Raw genomic sequence first — 20813 nt, forward strand, 5'->3', positions numbered from 1 at the left:
GCTATCACAGACAAAATATTTCGTAATAAATTACTATAAATTGGTTATTTTGTTTAGTATGTTAAACAAGTGCGGGCAAATTTTCGGGATAAAAACCAAAATTTTCGCTTTTTAGAACCATATACTAAACAGAGAGCCAGAGCAATGAACCAGTATATTGATTTTAATTCAACTATTTATCCGTTCCCACCCAAACCTGCTTTTCTCAGTAAGGATGAAAAAAAACATTGCCGTGAAAAAATTAAACGCCTTCTGAAACAGCAGGATGCTGTTATGGTTGCACATTATTACACCGATCCTGAGATCCAAGCTTTAGCTGAAGAGACAGGAGGGTGTGTTGCAGATTCATTGGAAATGGCACGTTTTGGCAATAATCATCCGGCCTCTACTTTATTAGTTGCCGGTGTGCGATTTATGGGTGAAACCGCCAAAATTCTCAACCCTGAAAAGCGTGTTTTAATGCCAACGTTGGAAGCTGAGTGTTCTCTAGATCTTGGTTGCCCTGAAAAAGAGTTCACCCAGTTTTGTGATAACAATCTTGATCGTACCGTAGTGGTTTATGCAAATACATCAGCAGCCGTTAAAGCACGAGCGGATTGGGTTGTGACTTCAAGTATTGCTGTTGAACTGATCGATTATCTGGATAATCAGGGAAAGAAGATAATTTGGGCACCCGATCGCCACTTGGGGAATTATGTCCGTAAACAAACAGGAGCCGATATTCTTTGTTGGCAGGGGGCTTGTATTGTTCATGATGAATTTAAAACTCAGGCTTTGCTAAGGATGAAAGGTCTGCATCCCGATGCTGCGGTATTGGTTCATCCTGAGTCACCGCACGCTGTTATTGATCTGGCTGATGCTGTTGGTTCGACCAGCCAATTAATCAAAGCAGCGCAATCTTTGTCGCATCAGAAACTGATTGTGGCAACAGATAAAGGCATTTTTTATAAAATGCAGCAAGTGTGTCCTGAGAAGCAGTTATTTGCAGCACCTACGGCTGGAGAAGGAGCGAGTTGCCGTAGCTGTGCTCATTGTCCATGGATGGCAATGAATGGTTTACAAGCCATCGTTCAGGGGTTGGAACAGGGAGGGGTTCAGCATGAGATATTGGTTGAAAAAGAATTACGGGAAAAGGCACTTATTCCTTTAAATAGGATGCTTGATTTTGCAACTCAGTTAAAATAGAAAATTGAATAATGAGAGTAATATTTTATTGTATACCCTATAGATTTCAAGATGCATCGCGACGGCAAGGGAGCGAGTCCCCGGGAGCATAGATAACTATGTGACCGGGGTGAGTGAGTGCCGCCAACAAAGAGGCAACTTGAAAGATGACGGATATAGATAATAATAGGATATAACAGATGGATTTTTTCAGTATTAACAACATATTAGTAAATATACCTCTGGGAAAAGGAGGGTATGATTTATCGTGGATTGAAGCGGTAGGTACGATTGCTGGCTTGTTATGTATTTGGTTTGCCAGTCAGGAGAAGATAATTAACTATTTGTTTGGGCTAATTAATGTCACATTATTTGCGGTGATTTTCTTCCAAATTCAACTTTATGCCAGTTTATTGCTGCAATTATTCTTCTTTGCGGCAAATATTTATGGTTGGTATGCTTGGAGTAGGGTTAATGATCAGCAGCAGATTGAACTTAAAATACGTTGGTTAAGTTTGAATAAGGCGGTAATAATTAGTCTAATTTCTGTGCTATTGATTGCCATTATGACTTTTAATATTGATCGAGTCTTTGGCTATCTGACTCAGATTGCCGTTACGATTATGCAAAAATTTGGCTTTAATGTTCAGATGCCGATATTGCAGCCCGATGCATTCCCATTCTGGGATTCGACAATGACAGTGCTATCTATTGTGGCAATGATTCTGATGACCCGCAAATATGTCGAAAACTGGCTGGTGTGGATAGTTATCAATGTGATAAGCGTTGTTATCTATTTCCATCAAGGTGTGCTGGCAATGTCGTTGCAGTATGTGATTCTCTTGGGCATTGCATTTAATGGCTCCCGTTTATGGATTCAGGCAGCTAAGGAAAACCATTCTTTGCCATTATCTCATATGAAATAGTTTCCTGATTATGCCAGAGAATTGTTTTGTCGATTTCTGGCATATTTTTAGGTATTTACTTTGATAATTCTCATTTCTAAAGATATTTCAACCATAAGAATAGAGCTAACCACATATTGACAATATCTTGCTATGTTTTGAGTTAAGCATTGATTTATTTATTCTCTGCAAAGAATATTTACAGTTTGGCTTCTAACAGTTAGATTAAAATCACAAGATTGCTTTAATTAAATATACAAAGATGTTAGATGAGAGAGGGTTATGAATTATCAGAATGATGATATAAGAATTAAAGAGATAAAAGAATTATTACCTCCTGTGGCACTACTTGAAAAATTTCCAGCGACTGAAAAGGCTGCATTTACAGTACGTAAGGCTCGCAAAACGATTCATCAAATTCTGACGGGGGAGGATGATCGTCTGTTGGTTGTGATTGGGCCATGTTCTATTCATGATCCTAAAGCAGCAATGGAATATGCCGGGCGGCTGAATGAATTGCGTGAGGACCTGAAAGAGGATCTGGAAGTTGTCATGCGAGTTTATTTTGAGAAACCGCGTACAACCATTGGCTGGAAAGGGTTAATTAATGATCCTCATATGAATCATAGTTTTGATATTAATGATGGTTTGCGTTTAGCTCGTCAGTTGTTACGAGATATTAATGACATGGGGCTACCGGCTGCGGGTGAATATCTGGATATGATTTCTCCACAGTATTTAGCCGATTTGATGAGTTGGGGAGCGATTGGCGCGCGTACAACGGAATCTCAAGTCCATCGTGAGTTGGCTTCTGGTCTTTCTTGTCCAGTTGGTTTTAAAAATGGTACCGATGGTGCGATAAAAGTTGCTATTGATGCGATTAATGCGGCGGGTTCCCCTCACAGTTTCCTTTCTGTCACTAAATGGGGACATTCCGCGATTGTGAATACCAGCGGAAACAACGATTGTCATATTATCTTGCGTGGTGGTAAAGAGCCAAATTACAGTTCTGAACATGTTGCAGCCGTAAAGCAAGATTTGGAAAAAGCCGGTTTGTCGGCAAGAATTATGATTGATTTTAGTCATGCAAATAGTTCCAAACAATTTAAGAAGCAGATGGATGTGTGTTCAGATGTAAGTCGGCAGATTATCGCAGGGGAGAAAGCGATTATCGGAGTGATGGTAGAAAGTCATTTGGAAGAAGGAAATCAGAACCCGGATAGTGGTCTGCCATTGGTATATGGCAAAAGTATTACTGATGCTTGCATTGGTTGGGCTGACACTGAAATTTTGTTACGTCAATTGTCGTCGGCAATAAAAGCGCGTCGTGGCTGATAACATTTTTCCAATGTAAAAAAACCGGAATCGACAACTCCGGTTTTTTATATTTGCTGGAAAATAGGGTGTCAGCAGTTTGTTATAGGCAATGAATTATTTCGCCTTACCTTGGTTTGCTACAGCCGCGGCTTTTGCTGCGATTTCATCAGCGTTACCCAGATAGTAATGTTTGATTGGTTTCATGTTTTCGTCGAATTCATAAACCAGAGGTACTGCTGTTGGGATGTTTAGCTCAAGAATAGTTTCTTCGCTCATATTATCCAGATATTTAACCAAAGCACGCAAAGAATTACCGTGCGCTGCGATAATCACTTTTTCACCTTGAGCAACACGCGGTTTGATAACTTCTTCCCAGTAAGGGATCACGCGTTCAATAGTCGTCGCCAGGCTTTCAGTCACGGGTAACTCTTCTGGCTTCAGATTTGCATAACGTGGATCATGGCCTGGGAAACGTTCATCATCTTTAGTTAAATCTGGTGGGGTGATAGCAAAACCACGACGCCATAGTTTAACCTGATCATCGCCGTATTTAGCTGCGGTTTCTGATTTGTCCAAACCTTGCAGAGCACCATAATGACGTTCATTTAGTTTCCAGCTTTTTTCAACAGGTAACCACTGTTGATCAACCTGATCCAGAATGTTCCACAGCGTATGGATAGCGCGTTTTAGCACGGAGGTGTAGGCAAAATCAAAAACAAAACCTTCTTCTTTCAACAGTTGCCCTGCTTGTTGAGCTTCGGCGCGACCTTTTTCAGATAACGCGACGTCAGTCCAGCCAGTGAAACGGTTCTCTCTGTTCCACTCGCTTTCGCCATGTCTTACCAGAACCAGTTTAGTGACAGCCATAGCTTAAACTCCTTAAAAATCAAACTTAATGATAACTGAGCGCATTATATTGCCCTATGCACTAGAGCAGCAATCAATAGTCTTGTTTCAAACTTTATTTGCTTGAAAAGCTGAATTTCTTGCAGATTGCTGAATAGATACCGGGCAAGTTTGACACGTTTATAGTGCGGTCACCAACTTGATTGGGTAAGTAAAGAACAGCAAATGAACTAAGTTGAGTGCGAAATGGAACCCAACAGCGACCCACAGACGGCCACTCCACATCCATGCTAGCCCATATATTAATCCGGCAAGTGTAGCAAACATCATCAGTAATGGGCCGCCGGCGAAGTGTGCGCCACCAAAAATCAAAGCGGTGATGATCAGGGCAAAATAGGGGTTAATCCACTGACTTAACCTCTGTTGGATATAGCCACGGAATAGCGCTTCTTCTGCCAGAGAAACGAAGAAAATATTGGCCAATATAAACATCGGTAACCATTGTGGCATGTGCAGTTCAACTGCGAGCCCTCCGAGAGCCGTTGCTATGCTTAACAATACAGGAATAACAATAGCTAAGATTATCCATGCATAAGGTCGAATTTTGGTCAGTGGCTTTGTTGTAAATAGGCTAGGCATGCAACATAACAGCAGGAAAGGAATGAGTGCTTTGTCAAAGTTGAAATACATTGAGAATGGGGCACTATGAGGGCCTACCTGAACTTTATCGAGATATTTCAGATTATTAAAACCTGGGAGCAGATGTAGGAATAATGCCACTGCAAAGGCGAGTAATAGCAGTTCAGTTGTGATTTTAATGATGTTATTTTGTTGAAAATAGATACGTAGCGCACCTAACAAAAAAATAATTGCAATAGTGGCGATTGCCGGATAAATCATAGTTTGTGTGACAAATCCGGTAATAACTGCGGCCAGTAGAGCAATCAGTGCAGTAGTGCGGTGTATAGCTAATAATGCTAGTGATGTAGCAAGTAAACCCCAAATCATATATTTCCCTTTATTTTTAACAAATTAAAAAAGGATCTGAAAAGCAGACCAAAAATTGGTGATGGATGTTATTTAGTAAGCGAAAATAATAATGCATGATAACTAAATTGCGATGTTTTTTCACTGGTCGAAGCTCTCATACTGGTAATAATCGTTCCTTAATTCAGATTGTTTGGTCAAGGATTAATCACCTTATTAAGGTACTAATAGAAATGGCTGTGATGAAGATTGGCTAGACTCATAAGTAAGATCCCCGCATAACGGGGAACTATTAGAAATCAATCAGAAACTTTCTCCGTTTTGTAGCGGTATAGATCACCATCAGGAATAAATATCAGTCGGTGAGTAATGCATTGCGGCGCATCTTCCTGATGATGAGAAACAAACAGTAGTTGAGTATCGCCATCAGTGATCATGACATCAATAAAACGTAATACTAACTGGCGGTTGAGTGGATCAAGCCCCTGGAGAGGTTCATCAAGGATTAATAAAGCAGGATGTTTAACCAGTGCGCGAGCTATCAGAACAAGTTGTTGTTGTCCCCATGAAAGGCTGTGAAACGGGCCGTTGGCAATCTGAACAGATAATCCCAATAAAGCCAGCCATTCATCAGCAAGTTGCTGCTGGCGATCTGATACTGTCTGATAAAGACCAATTGAATCGAAGAAACCGGACAGAATCACATTACGAACGCTGATGCTGACACGATATTCCAGATGAATGCTGTTGCTAATATAGCCAATATGGCGTTTGATATCCCAAATGGTTTCGCCGCTACCGCGTTGACGGCCAAACAGGATCAGCTCATTACTGTAGCCTTGAGGGTGATCTCCAGTAATCAGACTCAGAAGCGTTGATTTTCCGGCACCATTTGGGCCAATAATTTGCCAATGTTCACCTGGATTCACTTGCCAATCTAGCCCATGCAAAATTGGCTGATCATTATATTGAATGATACCGTTACGTAGGATAATCAGAGGCTGATCGGACGGTAGCTGATTATCGACAGGAAATTCATCTGTTTCAGGTAAATGAATACCGTCCAATTTTTCACTGTGCGCCAGTTGAGCCACCAATGAATCTGCCATCACTTTTTCTTTGGTGCCAACAGAGGTTAGCTGGCAATCCGCTAGTACGCCAATCTGATCAACAAAATCTGGGATTTCACTGAACCGGTTAAGGATAAGTGCCAAAACGATTCCTTTTGATGACAATTTTTCCAGTAATTCAGCGAGTTGACCACGGGAAAATAGATCAAGACCATTAAAAGGTTCATCCAGAATCAGCAAATCAGGTGAAGCCATCAGTGCCTGGCAAAGTAATGTCTTGTGGGTTTCACCAGTAGAAAGATATTTAAAACGACGGGAAAGTAGATCCATAATACCGAACTGTTTTGCCAGTTCCAGGCAAAGTTCATTATCTTTATGATAAAGCTGGATAATTTCTGCCGCAGTGCGGCCGGTATCATCTTCATCATCACTGAGCATATCAGTATTATTGCGTTGCCATTCTTCTTCCGTCAGTTTTTGTAATTGTTCTAGAGAGACGCGGGCGCACCTGCGAAATGAGCAATTTCGTTCGCCGGAAAGTAGGACTAATTCATTTGAAAGCGCACGGGCCAATGATGATTTTCCGCTACCATTAGCGCCAATAAAAGCCCAATTTTCGCCAGAGGCTATTTTTAGTGATGATAACTGCAAGGTACGAGTATCACTTAAACGGAAACAGCCTTGCGTTATTTGCAATTCAGACATCTTTTATTCCTTTTTAAGCAACGCAAATATCTTTCCACAAATAAGCGGAATGCCGAGGAATGTCAATATTAACTTTTAATTAACATTTAATATCGGACACTAGGGGATGTGTAAGGTACATAACACCATAATATTCCTGGATATTTCTAATTATTCAGTGATAATAGAGTCAATTCTTAACACAGAGTTGCAATAATTACTTGGTCAGCATTAAAAAGTGCAGTGATTTTATCTCCAGAATGTAGTTTCAGGTTATTTGCTTCTTGATTGGGCAGAGTAGAACAGAGGATTTCACCGCCATCAAGAACAATAATAATTTCTGTGTTCTCTTCGCTCGTTTCAATTTTACTGATAAGCCCTGTCAGGGTATTGTCGAAATGACCGATAGAGAACGGCTCTTTAGTGAGTTTTACCCAAGGTGCTTTAATGAGCGCCAATACCTCTTTACCTTTTACCAAGCCAAGACGGTTAGCGCTTTGTTCTGTTAATGCCGCATTCAGTGATGTTTGACCATCTGTCAGCAAGATGCGGATATGTTGCTGCACCTGATTATGGTCACGGTCAGTAATTGTGCCAAAGAATTGGTTACGGGCGCTGGTTTGCAGAGAAAAACGGGAAATGGCCGCTAACAGACTGTCGAGGGGAAGTTGGTCATCTTTTAGCACATCAAAGGCTTTTTGCTGAATTTGTGTCAGTAGATCGTAAAGTTGCAATAGACGTTCGCCATAATGGGTAAGATTTGTCCCGCCGCCTCCTTTACCACCGGTAGCACGGTCTACCAGTATTTCGTCTGCTAGCTGATTCATTTCGTTAATTGCGTCCCAAGCGCTTTTATAACTGATGCCGGCCAGTTTTGCTCCCTGACTGATAGAACCCGTTGTTTTAATCTGTTTTAGTAATAATATTCGCCGTGGATCTGCGAATAACCGTTGTTGTAATTTCAGTGTCAGTAGAATTTCGGCTTGCATGATAGTTTTTTTTAGTAAATATAATCGTAAATTTTGATAGGCTAACCCGAAAAACGCACGTTTAGCCGGTTACTGTTGTCTGTCTTTGTCTAGAATGGTACTAATTATAGCGGTATTACCCGCTATGGTTAAAAATGTGTTATGTTGCTGGCTCATTTAATGAGCCATTGTGTGAGGCTACCATGTTTGAGTTGATTAAAAGTATGGCTTTCGCCCTGGTCATGGTACCGGTAGTGACGGCCGGAATTTTAGGTTTAATTTATGGTCTTGGGGAACTGTTTAATATCGTTTCCCGTATTGGTCGTTCTGAAAAGTAAAACTAATATTTCTTTTACACCAGATGCTATTCTGATTACCCGGTGATTAACCGGGTAATTTGTCTTAATTAATCATAATCAATTCCATTTTATTCATTTGGTTTTCCTATTACAGTATTTTACTTCGAATTAAATTAGATAGTAAAAGTTGCTCACAGTTTGCCGATTAATATTGGAACACTCTTCCAATTGACGTTATATCTTGTTATACACGATGAACTAATAGGTAAGAAGCAGGTGGAAAACAAATGAAAAAGAGTTTTGGCAAACTGCTAGTCGGCGTTGTCGTTTCTTTTGCTTTAACGTGGCAAGCGTGGGCTACGGAAAAAGTCACGTTATTCGCTGCCGCCTCGTTGACTAATGCACTTGATGATATTGCGGCGCTGTATAAGCGAGAGAAAAAAGGTGAAGTGGTGGCTTCTTATGCCGCCTCTTCCATTTTGGCTCGCCAGATTGAGCAAGGTGCGCCGGCAGATATTTTTATTTCCGCTGATCAACAGTGGATGGATTATGTTGCCGGGAAGAAACTGATTATTGATGAAACTCGGTTGACTATGTTGGGCAATCAACTCGTTCTGATTGCACCGAAAGCGAGTAAACTCAATAAAGTTGATATTAATAAAGAAACCAAATGGAAATCCTTATTAGAGGACGGTCGTCTTGCTGTTGGTGATCCAGATCATGTTCCAGTGGGGATTTACGCTAAAGAGTCTCTGCAATATTTAGCAGCATGGGAGAAGGTTAATCCTCTGCTGGCGCGTACCAGCAATGTGCGCAGTGGTTTGGCGCTGGTGGAACGTGCTGAAGCCACATTGGGCATTGTTTATGGTTCGGATGCCGTTGCCAGTGATAAAGTCAAAGTGGTGGGGATTTTCCCGGCAAAGAGCCACAAACCGATTGAATACCCAATGGCGATTATCAAAGATCATAGTAATCCCACCGTTCTCGATTTTTATGAATATTTGAAAACCCCTAAAGCCGTTGAAATTTTTAAACGTTATGGTTTTCACCCACTTTAGGAATAAATTTTTTGGCGATGTTGAGTGAATACGAATGGCAAGCTATCATCCTGAGCCTGAAAGTGTCCGGTATGGCAGTGTTACTTAGTCTGCCATTTGGGATCTTGATGGCATGGATTCTTGCTCGTTTCCAGTTTCCCGGTAAATCATTACTTGACAGCATTATCCATCTGCCGCTGGTGTTACCACCCGTGGTAGTGGGTTATTTGCTGCTGATCAGTATGGGACGTCGTGGATTTATCGGTGAATGGTTATATGACTGGTTTGGCATCAGCTTTGCGTTCAGTTGGCGTGGTGCTGCGCTGGCTTCTGCTATTGTTGCTTTTCCGTTGATGGTCAGGGCGATACGTCTGGCGCTGGAAGGTGTTGATCGGCGGTTGGAGCAGGCTGCTCGTACTTTGGGCGCGAATCCTTTTAAGGTATTTTTTACTATCACATTGCCGCTCTCTTTGCCTGGGGTTATTGTGGGTACTGTGTTGGCATTTGCCCGTTCATTGGGTGAATTTGGCGCAACTATCACTTTTGTATCCAATATTCCAGGCGAAACGCGGACGATCCCTCTGGCAATGTATACCTTGATTGAAACACCTGGAGCAGAAACGGCTGCGGCTCGTTTGTGCATCATTGCCATTATTCTAGCGTTGATGTCACTGATGGTTTCTGAATGGCTAACCCGTTGGGGAAGGAGACGTTTGGGAGCAACATGTTAGAGCTAGATTTTGAGCAACAACTTGGTGATCTTCATTTACAAGTCAATACACAGCTACCTACTGAGGGGATCACGGCTGTTTTTGGTCTTTCAGGCGCTGGGAAAACTTCACTGATAAATGTTATTGCTGGCTTGATACGCCCGCAGAAAGGGCGGATTGCCCTTAATGATCATGTGTTGGTAGATATTGGAAAAGGTATCTGCTTGCCATCAGAGCAGCGTCGTATAGGCTATGTTTTTCAGGATGCCCGGCTTTTTCCTCACTATCGAGTAAAAGGTAATCTCCAATACGGGATGTCTCCGGAGATGAAGCCAGAATTTGATAGCATTGTTAGTTTGCTAGGAATTGGGCACTTACTATCACGTTTTCCTCTTACCTTGTCCGGCGGTGAAAAGCAGCGGGTTGCTATTGGTCGTGCTTTATTGACGGCACCGGATCTGTTGTTAATGGATGAACCGTTGGCATCGCTGGATCTCCCCCGTAAAAGAGAACTACTGCCTTATCTTGAAAAGCTTTCTGAAGAGGTCAACATCCCGATTTTATATGTCAGCCATAATCTGGATGAGATTCTTCGTCTGGCAGAAAATGTACTCGTCATGGATAACGGAAAAGTCAGGGCAACGGGAAAATTGGAAGAGGTTTGGTCCAGTAGTGCATTACGTCTTTGGTTACAAAAAGAGACGCTTAGCAGTATTCTGAATGTTTCAATGGTTGAACACCATAATCGTTATGAAATGACAGCGGTGGCATTAGCTGACCAGGCTTTATGGTTGCCGAAAATTGATGTTCAACCGGGAACCTATTTGCGTATCAGAATAGATGCTTCAGATGTTTCATTGGTACTGGAACCTCCTCGCGGCAGTAGTATCCGTAATATTTTAGCGGTGAAAGTGGTTGAGTTCTTTGATGATGATGGACACGTTGATGTCAAATTGGTGTTGAGTGGCCACTATTTATGGGCAAGGGTCACTCCATGGGCAAGGGATGAACTTAATTTGCGGTCTGGGCAGTGGCTTTATGCTCAGATAAAAAGTGTTTCTCTTAATCGGCAACTGTAGTCTCTGCTATAAATAACAACGGGGAGCTTATCGGAGGGTTCCCCGTACAGTCATTTTGTCAGACAAGCAATTAAAGGACATACTTGCGAATAACTTCGGCAATACCTGACTGAGTATTATCCAGTGTTACCAGATCGGCTTGTTCTTTAATCGCATCCACACTGTTACCCATAGCGACACCGAGTCCGGCGGCTTTCAGCATGCTCAGATCATTAAAATTATCACCAAAAGCAATGACATCTTTCATCTTCATTCCCTGTGATTCAACCCACTGTTTCAAGCGCATACCTTTACTGTTACCTTTCTTGGTAATATCCACTTGATCGAACCATGACCATTCACACGAAAGACCTGTGTCATTTGCGATTTGTGCAGTCACTTCCCCCAGTTTTGCCAAATCAGGAGAACAGGTTGCAAATTTCCAGATAGACTGTACTTCGTCAATAGCATGTTGAAAGCTATTAACATGTCGCATAGTTGGGCGTTGAGATTCAGGTAGGGTTTCAGACCATTTTATGGTACGGACAACTGTGTCATACGGTTCTTCATATAACATGGCATCATCTACATACATCAGACGGTGAATATCTGTGTTTTTTAAGTGGGTGAGAACTTTTGTAGCTTCCTGAGTTGACAGTGGGTCTGAGGCTAAAACTTTCTTTTCATGGTAATCATACAGATAAGTACCATTACAGCAGATGGCAGGAGTATCGAGTTGCAAAGCCTGATAAAAAGGGTGGATAGCAACATGATGACGGCCAGTGGCAATTAGCACCTTAATACCAGCTTTACGTGCTTCATTTAGTACAATGAGTGATTCTGGCAGGATATTTTTTTGAGGATCGAGTAGTGTACCATCCAGATCCAGTACAATGATGCGATATGACATAAATTAGCCTCATAACTATATATAATGTAAGGATATTACATTAGAACTGAATAAAGCTACACCAATTGTGCGGTGAGTTTAACCGATAAAACCAATCGAGTCGTTACAGCACAATAAAATGGTAATGGATAATTAAGGAGTGAAGATGAAACAAGTGGTTTATACGGCGAGTCCAAACAGTTGTCAGATTCATGTTTGGAGCTTGAATAATGAAGGTGAGTTATCACTCATTCAGACAGTTGATGTACCGGGGGAAGTACAACCCATGGTGGTTAGCCCGGATCGTAAACATCTTTATGTTGGCATCCGACCACAATTCAGTATTGTCACTTACCAGATTGGCTCTAGTGGGGAACTGGTACAACAGGGGATTTCATCAATACCGGGTAGCCCGACTCATATCTCTACTGATAAACAGGGCCGTTTTCTATTCTCTGCCTCCTATAGTTATAACAATTTGAGTGTTAGCCTAATTGATGATCAAGGTATTGTGGGCGAACCTGTTCAGGTTATTGCAGGCTTGCAAGCACCGCATTCGGTTAATATTGACTGGGATAATAAACAACTATTGGTTCCTTGTCTGAAAGAAGATCGCATCCGTATTTTTGAGATGGCAGAAGAGGGCTATCTAACAGAAAAACGCGCTGAGGAAATCACTACGGCAATGGGTGCGGGTCCTCGTCATATGGCATTTCATCCAAATCAGCAGGTGATTTATTGTATTAATGAACTGGATTCTACGGTGGATGTTTATCGCAAGTGGGAAAAATACCGGCTTATTCAGACGATTGATTCATTGCCGGCGGATTTAGCGGGTGTTCGTTGGTCTGCTGATATTCATATTACACCGGATGGTCGTCACCTTTATACCAGTGAACGGACTTCAAGTTTGATCAGCCATTTTGTTATTTCACAAGATGGTTCTAATTTGACGCTGGCTGGGCACTATAAAACTGAAACTCAGCCGCGAGGTTTTGCTATCGATCATAGCGGAAAATACCTAATTGCATCAGGTCAAAAGTCTGACCATATTTCAGTTTCTTCTATAGATAAATATACCGGTGAATTAACTGAATTAGCGCGTTATTCGGTTGGCAAAGGTCCGATGTGGGTTACTGTGCTGGCCCTGTGAATCTGGTAGACATTTATGTAAATAACCAGTAATTGTTAGAGCAAATTTGCGTTAATGCAACCGGACAGGTGCAAAAATGGTTTTCTGTGCTTGCCCGGTTACACTAAACTTACTCGCAAAATTTTCTGGTTATGTGAGTTTTAAAGTTTTTTGTAAAAATTTTCTATAAGCTTTTGAGTATTAAAATTGCTATTTTTGTCGGGTTATATACACAGAAATAAACTGGCACACAATTTTTTACTATAATTTGTTGCGACCATTTATGATTAACCACGCTGACGAAATTAAGCACGTTCAACATTCTTCGCGTTAGGATACTGATTTGGGCTTGCTTCTGGGCTAAATCGTACTAGTGTCCCAGTGTTGTAGTTTTGAATGCCATATTTCATGTCTTTAGAGCTAGCAAAAAATATATACCCGTTATCTTTCAAGTTGCCTCTTTGTTGGCTGCACTCGCTCACCCCGGTCACATAGTTTGCTATGCTCCCGGGGATTCACTCCCTTGCCGTCGCGATGTATCTTGAAATCCATAGGGTATAGCTTTATCCTTTTGGCTTTTTATCAAAGAATATCGGGTGTCGACGATCTTTATTATTTCTCCTATATGAGTAACATCTAGTTTATTTTCATCACCCCATCCTGTTCTTATTGGTAAAGATGATAACTCCGCTGATAATTGTTTATTTTTCCAAAGAGAATGAGCACTGCATAACTCACTCATTTTGATGTTATTTTCAATAATGGATAACAGTTTTAAATTAGATGGATTGATCCACCTGATAACCTTCAAGCACTTATCATAACTTTCAATAACCTTATTAATTATATGTTCTATTTGGTATGCATCTTTAGAGCGCCACAAAGGTTCATGATGTGACAACCGATTTCGGATTTTGTTGATTTCTTTTAATTCATTACCAATTCTATTAATAGAAAGAGGGCGATGGGTTTCGCTATGAAGGTCGGAGTGTGAAGAAATTTTTCGAAAAAGGCTCCCGGTTGGGTAATGCCGATCAGTTAAGGATCAGTTGAACGATCCAGTGGTTGTGTAAGAATCCGGAAATGTTCCTTATTTCCGGATTTTTTTATGCGTATTGCTCAAGCTCTTGACCTCGTTTCCTGTTATGACACCACCCGCAACCCACTAACCTCTCTCGGAGATTTTCTCAACCCTGACCTTATCGTCCGCTGCCTCGCCGAATCCGGCACTGTCACCCTGCGCAAACGTCGTCTCCCCCTGGAAATGATGGTCTGGTGTATTGTCGGCATGGCGCTGGAACGCAAAGAGCCCCTTCATCAAATCGTCAACCGTCTGGATATTATGCTGCCTGGCAACCGCCCCTTCGTTGCCCCCAGCGCCGTTATTCAGGCTCGTCAGCGCCTGGGAAGCGATGCTGTCCGTCGTGTATTTACGCAAACAGCAAAAATGTGGCATGACTCTGTGACTCATCCCCACTGGTGCGGTCTGACATTACTGGCCGTGGATGGGGTGGTCTGGCGAACGCAGGATACCCCGGAGAATGATGCCGCCTTCCCGCGTCAAACCTACTGCGGGCAACCGGGACTTTATCCCCAGGTAAAAATGGTCTGCCAGATGGAGCTGACCAGCCATCTGTTAACCGCAGCCGCCTTCGGTACGATGAAAGAAAGTGAATATACGCTGGCGGAGCAGCTGATAGACCAGACCGGTGACTACACCCTGACCCTGTTTGATAAAGGTTACTACTCGCTGGGGTTGCTGAATGCCTGGCATCAAGCGGGAGAGCATCGTCACTGGATGATACCGTTGAAAAAAGGGGCTCAGTACGAGGAGATACGGCGGCTGGGTAAAGGTGATTCCCTGGTCAGGCTGAAAACCAGCCCTCAGTCGCGGAAAAAATGGCCGGGCCTGGGAGAAGACATGACGGCCCGGTTGCTGACGTTTACCCGGAAAGGAAAACTCTGTCATGTCCTGACCTCAATGACAGACGGCATGCGCTACCCGGGAGGGGAAATGGCAGACCTTTACAGCCACCGTTGGGAAATTGAGCTGGGTTATCGAGAAATCAAACAGACAATGCAGCTGAACAGGCTGACGCTGAGGAGTAAAAAACCGGAACTGGTAGAGCAGGAGTTATGGGGCGTGCTGCTGGCCTACAATCTGGTGAGATATCAGATGATAAAGATGGCAGGAAGCCTGAAAGGTTACTGGCCGAATCAACTGAGCTTCTCAGAATCGTGCGGGCTAGTGATGAGGATGCTGATGACGTTACAGGGTGCCTCGTCGGGTCGAATCCCTGAACTGATGCGAGATCTGGAGAGTATGGCGCAGTTAGTGAAGCTCCCGGTAAGGAGAAAAAGAGCCTTCCCGAGGGTAGTAAAGGAAAGACCTTACAAATACAGAAAAGCCCAGAAAAACAGCCAGTCAGTTGCTTAACTGACTGGCATTACTCCCGGTTGGGGGCCTTTTTTGATCGAGTTGAAATTCAGCTTTACTAACTGTTCGCAATAAATTCAGAAAAATTTTTTCAATAACAAAAAATCACAAATTAATTGCACCAGAGACAGCCTTTGTCAGACGTGAAAGTTGCTCTGGTTGAATAATATAAGGTGGCATCAAATAAATCAGCTTGCCAAATGGTCTTATCCAGACACCTTGAGAAACAAAATAGTGTTGTAGCACCGCCATATTCACGGATTGCTTCATCTCCACGACGCCAATTGCACCTAATACCCGAACATCAGCTACTTTTTCATGATGTTTTAGTGGCATCAATTCAGTCTTTAACTGGTTTTCAATTGATTTAATACGTTGTTGCCAAGGGCTTTGTAATAACAAGTTCAAACTGGCTTCTGCTACGGCGCAAGCTAATGGATTGCCCATAAACGTTGGGCCGTGCATAAAACAGCCTGCTTCACCATTGCTAATCGTTTCGGCTATCTTACGGGTTGCCAGTGTTGCTGATAGTGTCATATAGCCGCCTGTCAGCGCTTTCCCTACACATAAAATATCTGGCTCAATTTCAGCATGTTCACAAGCAAACAATTTTCCTGTGCGGCCAAAACCGGTGGCAATTTCATCTGCAATTAATAGAATCCGGTGCTGATCACAAAGCATTCTGACCTGACGCAGATATTCAGGATGATAAATTCGCATTCCTCCAGCACCCTGTACGATAGGTTCAAGGATCACCGCGGCAATATCACGGGAATGCTGCTCCAGCAAAGTGCGAAATGGCATGATATCCCGCTCGTTCCATTGAGAATCAAACCCGCACTGAGGCGATTCAGCGAACAGATGGGGTGGCAGATAGCCTTTGTAGAGATTATGCATTGAATTGTCGGGATCACAGACGGACATAGCGCCGAATGTGTCGCCATGGTAACCGTGGCGTAATGTCAAAATACGCTGGCGTTTCTCACCTTTTGCCTGCCAGTATTGCAATGCCATTTTCAGAGCCACTTCCACTGCGACAGAGCCTGAATCAGCCAGAAAAACACATTCCAATGATGGCGGGGAGATTGCCACTAATTGCCTGCAAAGTGCGATTGCGGGTGGATGGGTAATTCCACCAAACATGATATGGGACATATGATCAATCTGAATTTTAGCGGCTTGGTTCAGTACCGGATGGTTATATCCATGAATGGCGGCCCACCAAGAAGACATACCATCCACTAGCTTACGGCCATCAGCCAACTCGATTTCCATCCCAGAAGCGCCAACAACAGGGTAAACCGGAAGAGGGTTGGTCATGGAGGTATAGGGATGCCAAATATGGTGTAGATCAAATTCAATATCAGAAGAAGTCATAAGGCTATACTGTCAACCAATTTTATTAAAATTGGTTGACAGTATAGCGGCATTATTTAAACTGACTAGACTTTTTTTACACTGGAGATGTTATTGTGATTGAGCGTAAGCAATGGACAATTAAGCAGGCGCAAGAGCTGTTTGATAAACCTTTTTTCGAATTATTATTTCAAGCACAGCAGGTTCATCGTATTTACTTTGACCCACAGCAAGTACAGGTTAGTACACTACTTTCCATCAAAACCGGGGCTTGTCCGGAAGATTGCAAATATTGCCCGCAAAGCTCCCGTTACAAAACAGGTCTTGAAAAAGAGCGGTTGATGGAAGTGGAACAGGTGATTGATTCTGCTCGTAAGGCTAAAAATGCGGGTTCAACACGTTTTTGTATGGGTGCCGCGTGGAAAAATCCCCATGAGAGGGATATGCCTTATCTGGAGAAAATGGTTAAGGAAGTCAAAGCATTGGGAATGGAAACCTGCATGACACTGGGCATGCTCAATGGGTTACAAGCGCAGCGGCTGGCGGATGCAGGATTAGATTACTACAACCACAACCTTGATACCTCCCCGGAATTTTATGGCAACATCATTACGACTCGGACCTATCAGGACAGGTTGGATACCCTTGATAAAGTACGAGAGGCCGGAATAAAAGTGTGCTCTGGTGGTATTGTTGGTCTGGGTGAGGCGATACGTGATCGGGCCGCGTTATTGGTACAACTGGCAAATCTGCCAAAACCGCCAGAGAGTGTACCCATCAACATGTTGGTTAAGGTCAAAGGCACGCCATTGGCTGAGAACGAAGATGTAGACCCTTTCGATTTTATCCGCACGATTGCTGTTGCCAGGATCATGATGCCGTCTTCTCATGTTCGGTTATCCGCAGGTCGTGAACAGATGAATGAGCAGACACAGGCAATGTGTTTTATGGCTGGCGCTAATTCTATTTTTTATGGCTGTAAGTTGCTCACTACACCTAACCCTGCGGAAGATAAAGATTTACAACTATTTCGCAAGTTGGGCATTAATCCTCAGCAGACTCAGACAGCATTTGGTGATAATCAGCAACAGCAGCATTTGGCAGAAGCCATTATCAATGCGGATAACGAACAATTTTATAATGCGGCATTATGATGGACTGGTCATCTTATCTTTCCCGGCAATTGTCTGAGCGTCGGGACACTTCGCTATGGCGTCAGCGGCAGGTCAATCAGAAATCAGATGGGCGTTTCCTGTATGCCACTGATGGCAAATATCTTAATTTTTCCAGTAATGATTACCTTGGGTTAAGTGCAAATCCCGCAATCATTTCCGCATGGCAGCGGGGAGCTGAACAATATGGTGTTGGTAGTGGAGGTTCCGGTCATATTACGGGTTATACAAAGGCTCATCAGCTATTGGAACAACAATTGGCTGACTGGCTGGGTTATCCAAAAGCATTACTGTTTATTTCGGGGTATTCTGCTAATCAGGGGGTCATTGCCGCGTTAATGACGGAACAGGATCGGATTATTGCCGATCGCCTGAGTCATGCTTCATTAATGGAAGCGGCTATGCATTCCCCCGCTCAGCTACGGCGTTTTCTGCATAATCAACCTGAATCACTTGCAAATTTACTGGCAACGCCTTGTGTTGGAAAAACGCTGGTGGTAACCGAAGGTGTGTTCAGTATGGATGGTGACTGCGCACCGCTAGCCGATATTCATCAGCAAACCAGAATTTCTGGCAACTGGTTAATGGTGGATGATGCTCACGGTATTGGTGTCTGTGGTGAGCAGGGAAGGGGAAGCTGTTGGCAACAGGGAATCAAACCGGAAATTTTGATTGTCACTTTTGGCAAAGCATTTGGATTGAGTGGCGCGGCGGTGCTTTGTGATGAGCAGACGGCAGAATATCTAATTCAGTATGCCCGTCATCTGATCTACAGCACTTCTATGCCTCCTGCACAGGCTCAGGCGCTTTCTGAAGCTGTTCGGCAGATACAATCTGGTGATGAATTGCGCCAACGATTACAGCAGAATATCAATTACTTCCGCCGGCAAGCTCAGAAACTGCCATTCAATCTGACAGATTCAATTACCGCAATTCAGCCATTGATTGTGAGTGATAATGAGCTGAGTGTGTCCTTGTCTCAGTATCTGCAACAAAAAGGGATTTGGGTTAAAGCCATCCGCCCACCAACAGTACCACCGGGCAGCGCCAGATTACGTATTACTTTGACGGCCAGTCATATGCCACAGGATATTGATATGTTGATGGAGGCGTTGCATGGGTTCCGTAGCTGAATTTGCCAATAAACAGGCGATTGCTGGAGCGTTTGGACGAGCGGCCGCCAATTATGATGTGGTAGCGAAATTACAGCAGCAAACCGGTGAATTCCTCATGCAACAAGCCGCTGGACATCCTGGTCAGTTAATATTGGATGCTGGTTGCGGTACGGGTTTTTTTAGTCACCGCTGGCGACAACAGGGGAAACAGGTTATTGGGTTGGATTTAGCATCAGGCATGTTAGTTCATGCCCGTAAGCAATTGGCGGCTGACTATTATTTACAAGCGGATATTGAACATTTAGGGCTTGCTGACAACAGTGTTGATATCTGTTTCAGTAATCTGGTTGTTCAGTGGTGTGATAATTTATCCAGCGCTTTAAGAGAACTTTATCGGGTAACCTGCCCTGGTGGATTAATTCTATTTTCCACCTTGGCCAAAGGTTCATTGCATGAATTGAAGCAAGCTTGGAGTGCGGTTGATAACTACCAGCATATTAATCAGTTCCTACCGCAACAGACAATTAAAGATGCCTGTCAAGGGTTCCGGCATTGTCTTATTAGTCAGGTTTATCGCCAGCAATATTCTCATATATTGCCGCTATTGGGTTCTCTGAAAGGGATTGGCGCGACTCACCTTCATTATGGGCGACAGCAAGGACTGATGACGCGTGGACGACTGACTGCTCTGGAACAGGCTTATCCACGAGAAAATGAACAGTTACCTCTTAGCTATCAGGTTGTTTTTGGAGTGATTCATCGTGACTAAGTGCTGGTTTTTGACAGGTACAGATACCGAAGTGGGTAAAACAGTTGTAAGTTGTGCTTTGTTACAAGCGGCAACTAAAGCAGGATATAAAACAGCAGGTTATAAACCCGTTGCTTCTGGTAGTGAAATAACACCGGCAGGTATTCGTAATTCCGATGCACTGGCATTGCTGGCAAATAGTTCTGTATCTTTGCAATATGAAGAAGTGAATCCGTTAGTATTTGTTGAAGCAACATCACCCCATATTGCCAGTGATGACTTGAATCAACCTATTGATTTTACTGTTATGTCTACGGGGTTGCATCAGTTAGAAAAGAAAGCAGACTGGGTTTTAGTTGAGGGCGCTGGTGGTTGGTATACCCCTTTATCAGAATCGGTGACTTTTGCTGACTGGGTGGTTAAAGAGCAACTGCCGGTTATTTTGGCAGTGGGGGTGAAGTTGGGCTGTATTAATCATGCGCTACTTACCGTGGAAGCTATTATAGGTTCAGGGTTACATTTTGCAGGCTGGATAGCTAATGAGGTTGAACCCGCAGGCAAACGTCAGCAAGAATATTTGGCGACATTAGAGCGTATGTTACCGGCTCCTTTATTAGGTATGATTCCTCATTTAACGCAAGAATATTTTAATCATTTAGGGGAATATATAGATTTAAAATTACTGAATAATTAATTTGAAAATTTAATCTGGTGGAATGTTATTTCAATGTCATGATGAATGATTACACTACTCATATCTATACCCGTCATCTTTCAAGTTGCCTCTTTGTTGGCTGCACTCACTCACCCCGGTCACATAGTTATCTATGCTCCCGGGGATTCGCTCCCTTGCCGTCGCGATGCATCTTGAAATCCATAGGGTATATACCCGTTATCTTTCAAGTTGTCGCTTTGTTGG

19 protein-coding genes are annotated in these 20813 nt (G+C 43.0%); 13 read left to right on the forward strand and 6 right to left on the reverse strand.

Annotation, left to right across the window (positions count from 1 at the left end; genetic code table 11):
- Positions 1-144 precede the first annotated feature (144 nt).
- The 3 genes from nadA (at position 145) to aroG (ending at position 3404) form a co-directional block, all read left to right on the forward strand.
- Positions 145-1185, forward strand: a complete 1041-nt coding sequence (nadA, locus tag LG003_RS17795) for a quinolinate synthase NadA (protein WP_262981291.1) — start codon at positions 145-147, stop codon at positions 1183-1185.
- A 179-nt stretch (positions 1186-1364) separates the two neighbouring features.
- Entirely contained in the window at positions 1365-2090 is a 726-nt protein-coding gene (pnuC, locus tag LG003_RS17800; protein ID WP_262981292.1) for a nicotinamide riboside transporter PnuC, read from the forward strand.
- A gap of 261 nt (positions 2091-2351) precedes the next feature.
- A complete protein-coding gene (gene aroG, locus LG003_RS17805) occupies positions 2352-3404 on the forward strand; it encodes a 3-deoxy-7-phosphoheptulonate synthase AroG (protein ID WP_262981293.1) in 1053 nt (350 codons plus the stop codon).
- Between the two features lie 96 nt (positions 3405-3500).
- Here the strand turns inward: aroG and gpmA are convergent, their stop codons facing one another.
- The 4 genes from gpmA to modE form a co-directional block, all read right to left on the reverse strand.
- A complete protein-coding gene (gpmA, locus tag LG003_RS17810; protein ID WP_112876171.1) occupies positions 3501-4253 on the reverse strand; it encodes a 2,3-diphosphoglycerate-dependent phosphoglycerate mutase in 753 nt (250 codons plus the stop codon).
- Between the two features lie 159 nt (positions 4254-4412).
- Positions 4413-5237 carry a CPBP family intramembrane glutamic endopeptidase gene (locus tag LG003_RS17815; protein ID WP_262981310.1) on the reverse strand — a complete coding sequence of 275 codons (825 nt, stop codon included), beginning with the start codon at positions 5235-5237 and terminating at the stop codon, positions 4413-4415.
- A 281-nt stretch (positions 5238-5518) separates the two neighbouring features.
- On the reverse strand, positions 5519-6994 hold the full coding sequence (gene modF / locus LG003_RS17820; protein ID WP_112876169.1) for a molybdate ABC transporter ATP-binding protein ModF: 1476 nt from the start codon (positions 6992-6994) through the stop codon (positions 5519-5521).
- A gap of 176 nt (positions 6995-7170) precedes the next feature.
- Positions 7171-7962 carry a molybdenum-dependent transcriptional regulator gene (modE, locus tag LG003_RS17825; protein ID WP_112876168.1) on the reverse strand — a complete coding sequence of 264 codons (792 nt, stop codon included), beginning with the start codon at positions 7960-7962 and terminating at the stop codon, positions 7171-7173.
- Between the two features lie 182 nt (positions 7963-8144).
- On the opposite strand from modE, the gene LG003_RS17830 reads away from it, so the two are divergent.
- The 4 genes from LG003_RS17830 to modC all read left to right on the forward strand — a co-directional run bounded on the left by LG003_RS17830 (position 8145) and on the right by modC (position 11066).
- Positions 8145-8279 carry an AcrZ family multidrug efflux pump-associated protein gene (locus LG003_RS17830; protein WP_112876254.1) on the forward strand — a complete coding sequence of 45 codons (135 nt, stop codon included), beginning with the start codon at positions 8145-8147 and terminating at the stop codon, positions 8277-8279.
- A gap of 248 nt (positions 8280-8527) precedes the next feature.
- Positions 8528-9298, forward strand: coding sequence for a molybdate ABC transporter substrate-binding protein (gene modA / locus LG003_RS17835; RefSeq protein WP_262981294.1), 771 nt, complete (start codon positions 8528-8530; stop codon positions 9296-9298).
- A gap of 17 nt (positions 9299-9315) precedes the next feature.
- A complete protein-coding gene (modB, locus tag LG003_RS17840) occupies positions 9316-10008 on the forward strand; it encodes a molybdate ABC transporter permease subunit (RefSeq protein ID WP_041380749.1) in 693 nt (230 codons plus the stop codon).
- Complete coding sequence (gene modC / locus LG003_RS17845) at positions 10002-11066, forward strand: molybdenum ABC transporter ATP-binding protein ModC (protein ID WP_262981295.1); 1065 nt, start codon at positions 10002-10004, stop codon at positions 11064-11066. Before modB ends, modC begins: the two co-directional genes overlap by 7 nt.
- Before the next feature lie 70 nt (positions 11067-11136).
- Here the strand turns inward: modC and LG003_RS17850 are convergent, their stop codons facing one another.
- Positions 11137-11955: a pyridoxal phosphatase gene (locus LG003_RS17850; RefSeq protein ID WP_262981296.1), complete on the reverse strand. Its 819-nt coding sequence runs from the start codon at positions 11953-11955 to the stop codon at positions 11137-11139.
- A 145-nt stretch (positions 11956-12100) separates the two neighbouring features.
- Here LG003_RS17850 and pgl point away from each other — a divergent pair, with 145 nt between their 5' ends.
- Both pgl and LG003_RS17860 read left to right on the forward strand, forming a co-directional pair.
- Entirely contained in the window at positions 12101-13087 is a 987-nt protein-coding gene (gene pgl / locus LG003_RS17855) for a 6-phosphogluconolactonase (RefSeq protein WP_112876164.1), read from the forward strand.
- A 1087-nt stretch (positions 13088-14174) separates the two neighbouring features.
- Positions 14175-15503 (forward strand): IS4 family transposase, encoded by a 1329-nt coding sequence (locus tag LG003_RS17860; protein ID WP_112876163.1) that lies wholly within the window; start codon positions 14175-14177, stop codon positions 15501-15503.
- Positions 15504-15608: 105 nt separating this feature from the next.
- Here the strand turns inward: LG003_RS17860 and bioA are convergent, their stop codons facing one another.
- The gene (gene bioA / locus LG003_RS17865) at positions 15609-16880 is read right to left on the reverse strand and encodes an adenosylmethionine--8-amino-7-oxononanoate transaminase (RefSeq protein ID WP_262981297.1); all 1272 of its coding nucleotides are present in this window, start codon (positions 16878-16880) and stop codon (positions 15609-15611) included.
- Between the two features lie 95 nt (positions 16881-16975).
- On the opposite strand from bioA, the gene bioB reads away from it, so the two are divergent.
- From bioB to bioD, 4 genes are read left to right on the forward strand one after another with little or no spacing between them, the layout of a single operon-like run.
- Positions 16976-18013 (forward strand): biotin synthase BioB, encoded by a 1038-nt coding sequence (gene bioB / locus LG003_RS17870; protein ID WP_112876161.1) that lies wholly within the window; start codon positions 16976-16978, stop codon positions 18011-18013.
- On the forward strand, positions 18013-19164 hold the full coding sequence (gene bioF, locus LG003_RS17875) for an 8-amino-7-oxononanoate synthase (RefSeq protein WP_112876253.1): 1152 nt from the start codon (positions 18013-18015) through the stop codon (positions 19162-19164). The genes bioB and bioF overlap by 1 nt, the downstream gene beginning before the upstream one ends.
- A complete protein-coding gene (gene bioC, locus LG003_RS17880; RefSeq protein ID WP_112876160.1) occupies positions 19148-19915 on the forward strand; it encodes a malonyl-ACP O-methyltransferase BioC in 768 nt (255 codons plus the stop codon). The genes bioF and bioC overlap by 17 nt, the downstream gene beginning before the upstream one ends.
- Positions 19908-20588, forward strand: coding sequence for a dethiobiotin synthase (gene bioD / locus LG003_RS17885; RefSeq protein WP_262981298.1), 681 nt, complete (start codon positions 19908-19910; stop codon positions 20586-20588). The genes bioC and bioD overlap by 8 nt, the downstream gene beginning before the upstream one ends.
- Positions 20589-20813 lie beyond the last annotated feature (225 nt).

It is taken from the genome of Photorhabdus kleinii (assembly GCF_025384885.1).
Classification (GTDB): domain Bacteria; phylum Pseudomonadota; class Gammaproteobacteria; order Enterobacterales; family Enterobacteriaceae; genus Photorhabdus; species Photorhabdus kayaii.

Bases quoted from the DNA above. Each gene is read 5' to 3' on its own strand.
- modA (WP_262981294.1), top strand. From the start codon at position 8,528: ATGAAAAAGAGTTTTGGCAAACTGCTAGTCGGCGTTGTCGTTTCTTTT.
- modB (WP_041380749.1), top strand. From the start codon at position 9,316: ATGTTGAGTGAATACGAATGGCAAGCTATCATCCTGAGCCTGAAAGTG.
- pgl (WP_112876164.1), top strand. From the start codon at position 12,101: ATGAAACAAGTGGTTTATACGGCGAGTCCAAACAGTTGTCAGATTCAT.
- nadA (WP_262981291.1), top strand. From the start codon at position 145: ATGAACCAGTATATTGATTTTAATTCAACTATTTATCCGTTCCCACCC.
- modF (WP_112876169.1), bottom strand. From the start codon at position 6,994: ATGTCTGAATTGCAAATAACGCAAGGCTGTTTCCGTTTAAGTGATACT.
- gpmA (WP_112876171.1), bottom strand. From the start codon at position 4,253: ATGGCTGTCACTAAACTGGTTCTGGTAAGACATGGCGAAAGCGAGTGG.
- LG003_RS17860 (WP_112876163.1), top strand. From the start codon at position 14,175: ATGCGTATTGCTCAAGCTCTTGACCTCGTTTCCTGTTATGACACCACC.
- bioC (WP_112876160.1), top strand. From the start codon at position 19,148: ATGGGTTCCGTAGCTGAATTTGCCAATAAACAGGCGATTGCTGGAGCG.
- aroG (WP_262981293.1), top strand. From the start codon at position 2,352: ATGAATTATCAGAATGATGATATAAGAATTAAAGAGATAAAAGAATTA.
- LG003_RS17850 (WP_262981296.1), bottom strand. From the start codon at position 11,955: ATGTCATATCGCATCATTGTACTGGATCTGGATGGTACACTACTCGAT.
- bioA (WP_262981297.1), bottom strand. From the start codon at position 16,880: ATGACTTCTTCTGATATTGAATTTGATCTACACCATATTTGGCATCCC.
- modC (WP_262981295.1), top strand. From the start codon at position 10,002: ATGTTAGAGCTAGATTTTGAGCAACAACTTGGTGATCTTCATTTACAA.
- modE (WP_112876168.1), bottom strand. From the start codon at position 7,962: ATGCAAGCCGAAATTCTACTGACACTGAAATTACAACAACGGTTATTC.
- bioF (WP_112876253.1), top strand. From the start codon at position 18,013: ATGGACTGGTCATCTTATCTTTCCCGGCAATTGTCTGAGCGTCGGGAC.
- LG003_RS17830 (WP_112876254.1), top strand. From the start codon at position 8,145: ATGTTTGAGTTGATTAAAAGTATGGCTTTCGCCCTGGTCATGGTACCG.
- pnuC (WP_262981292.1), top strand. From the start codon at position 1,365: ATGGATTTTTTCAGTATTAACAACATATTAGTAAATATACCTCTGGGA.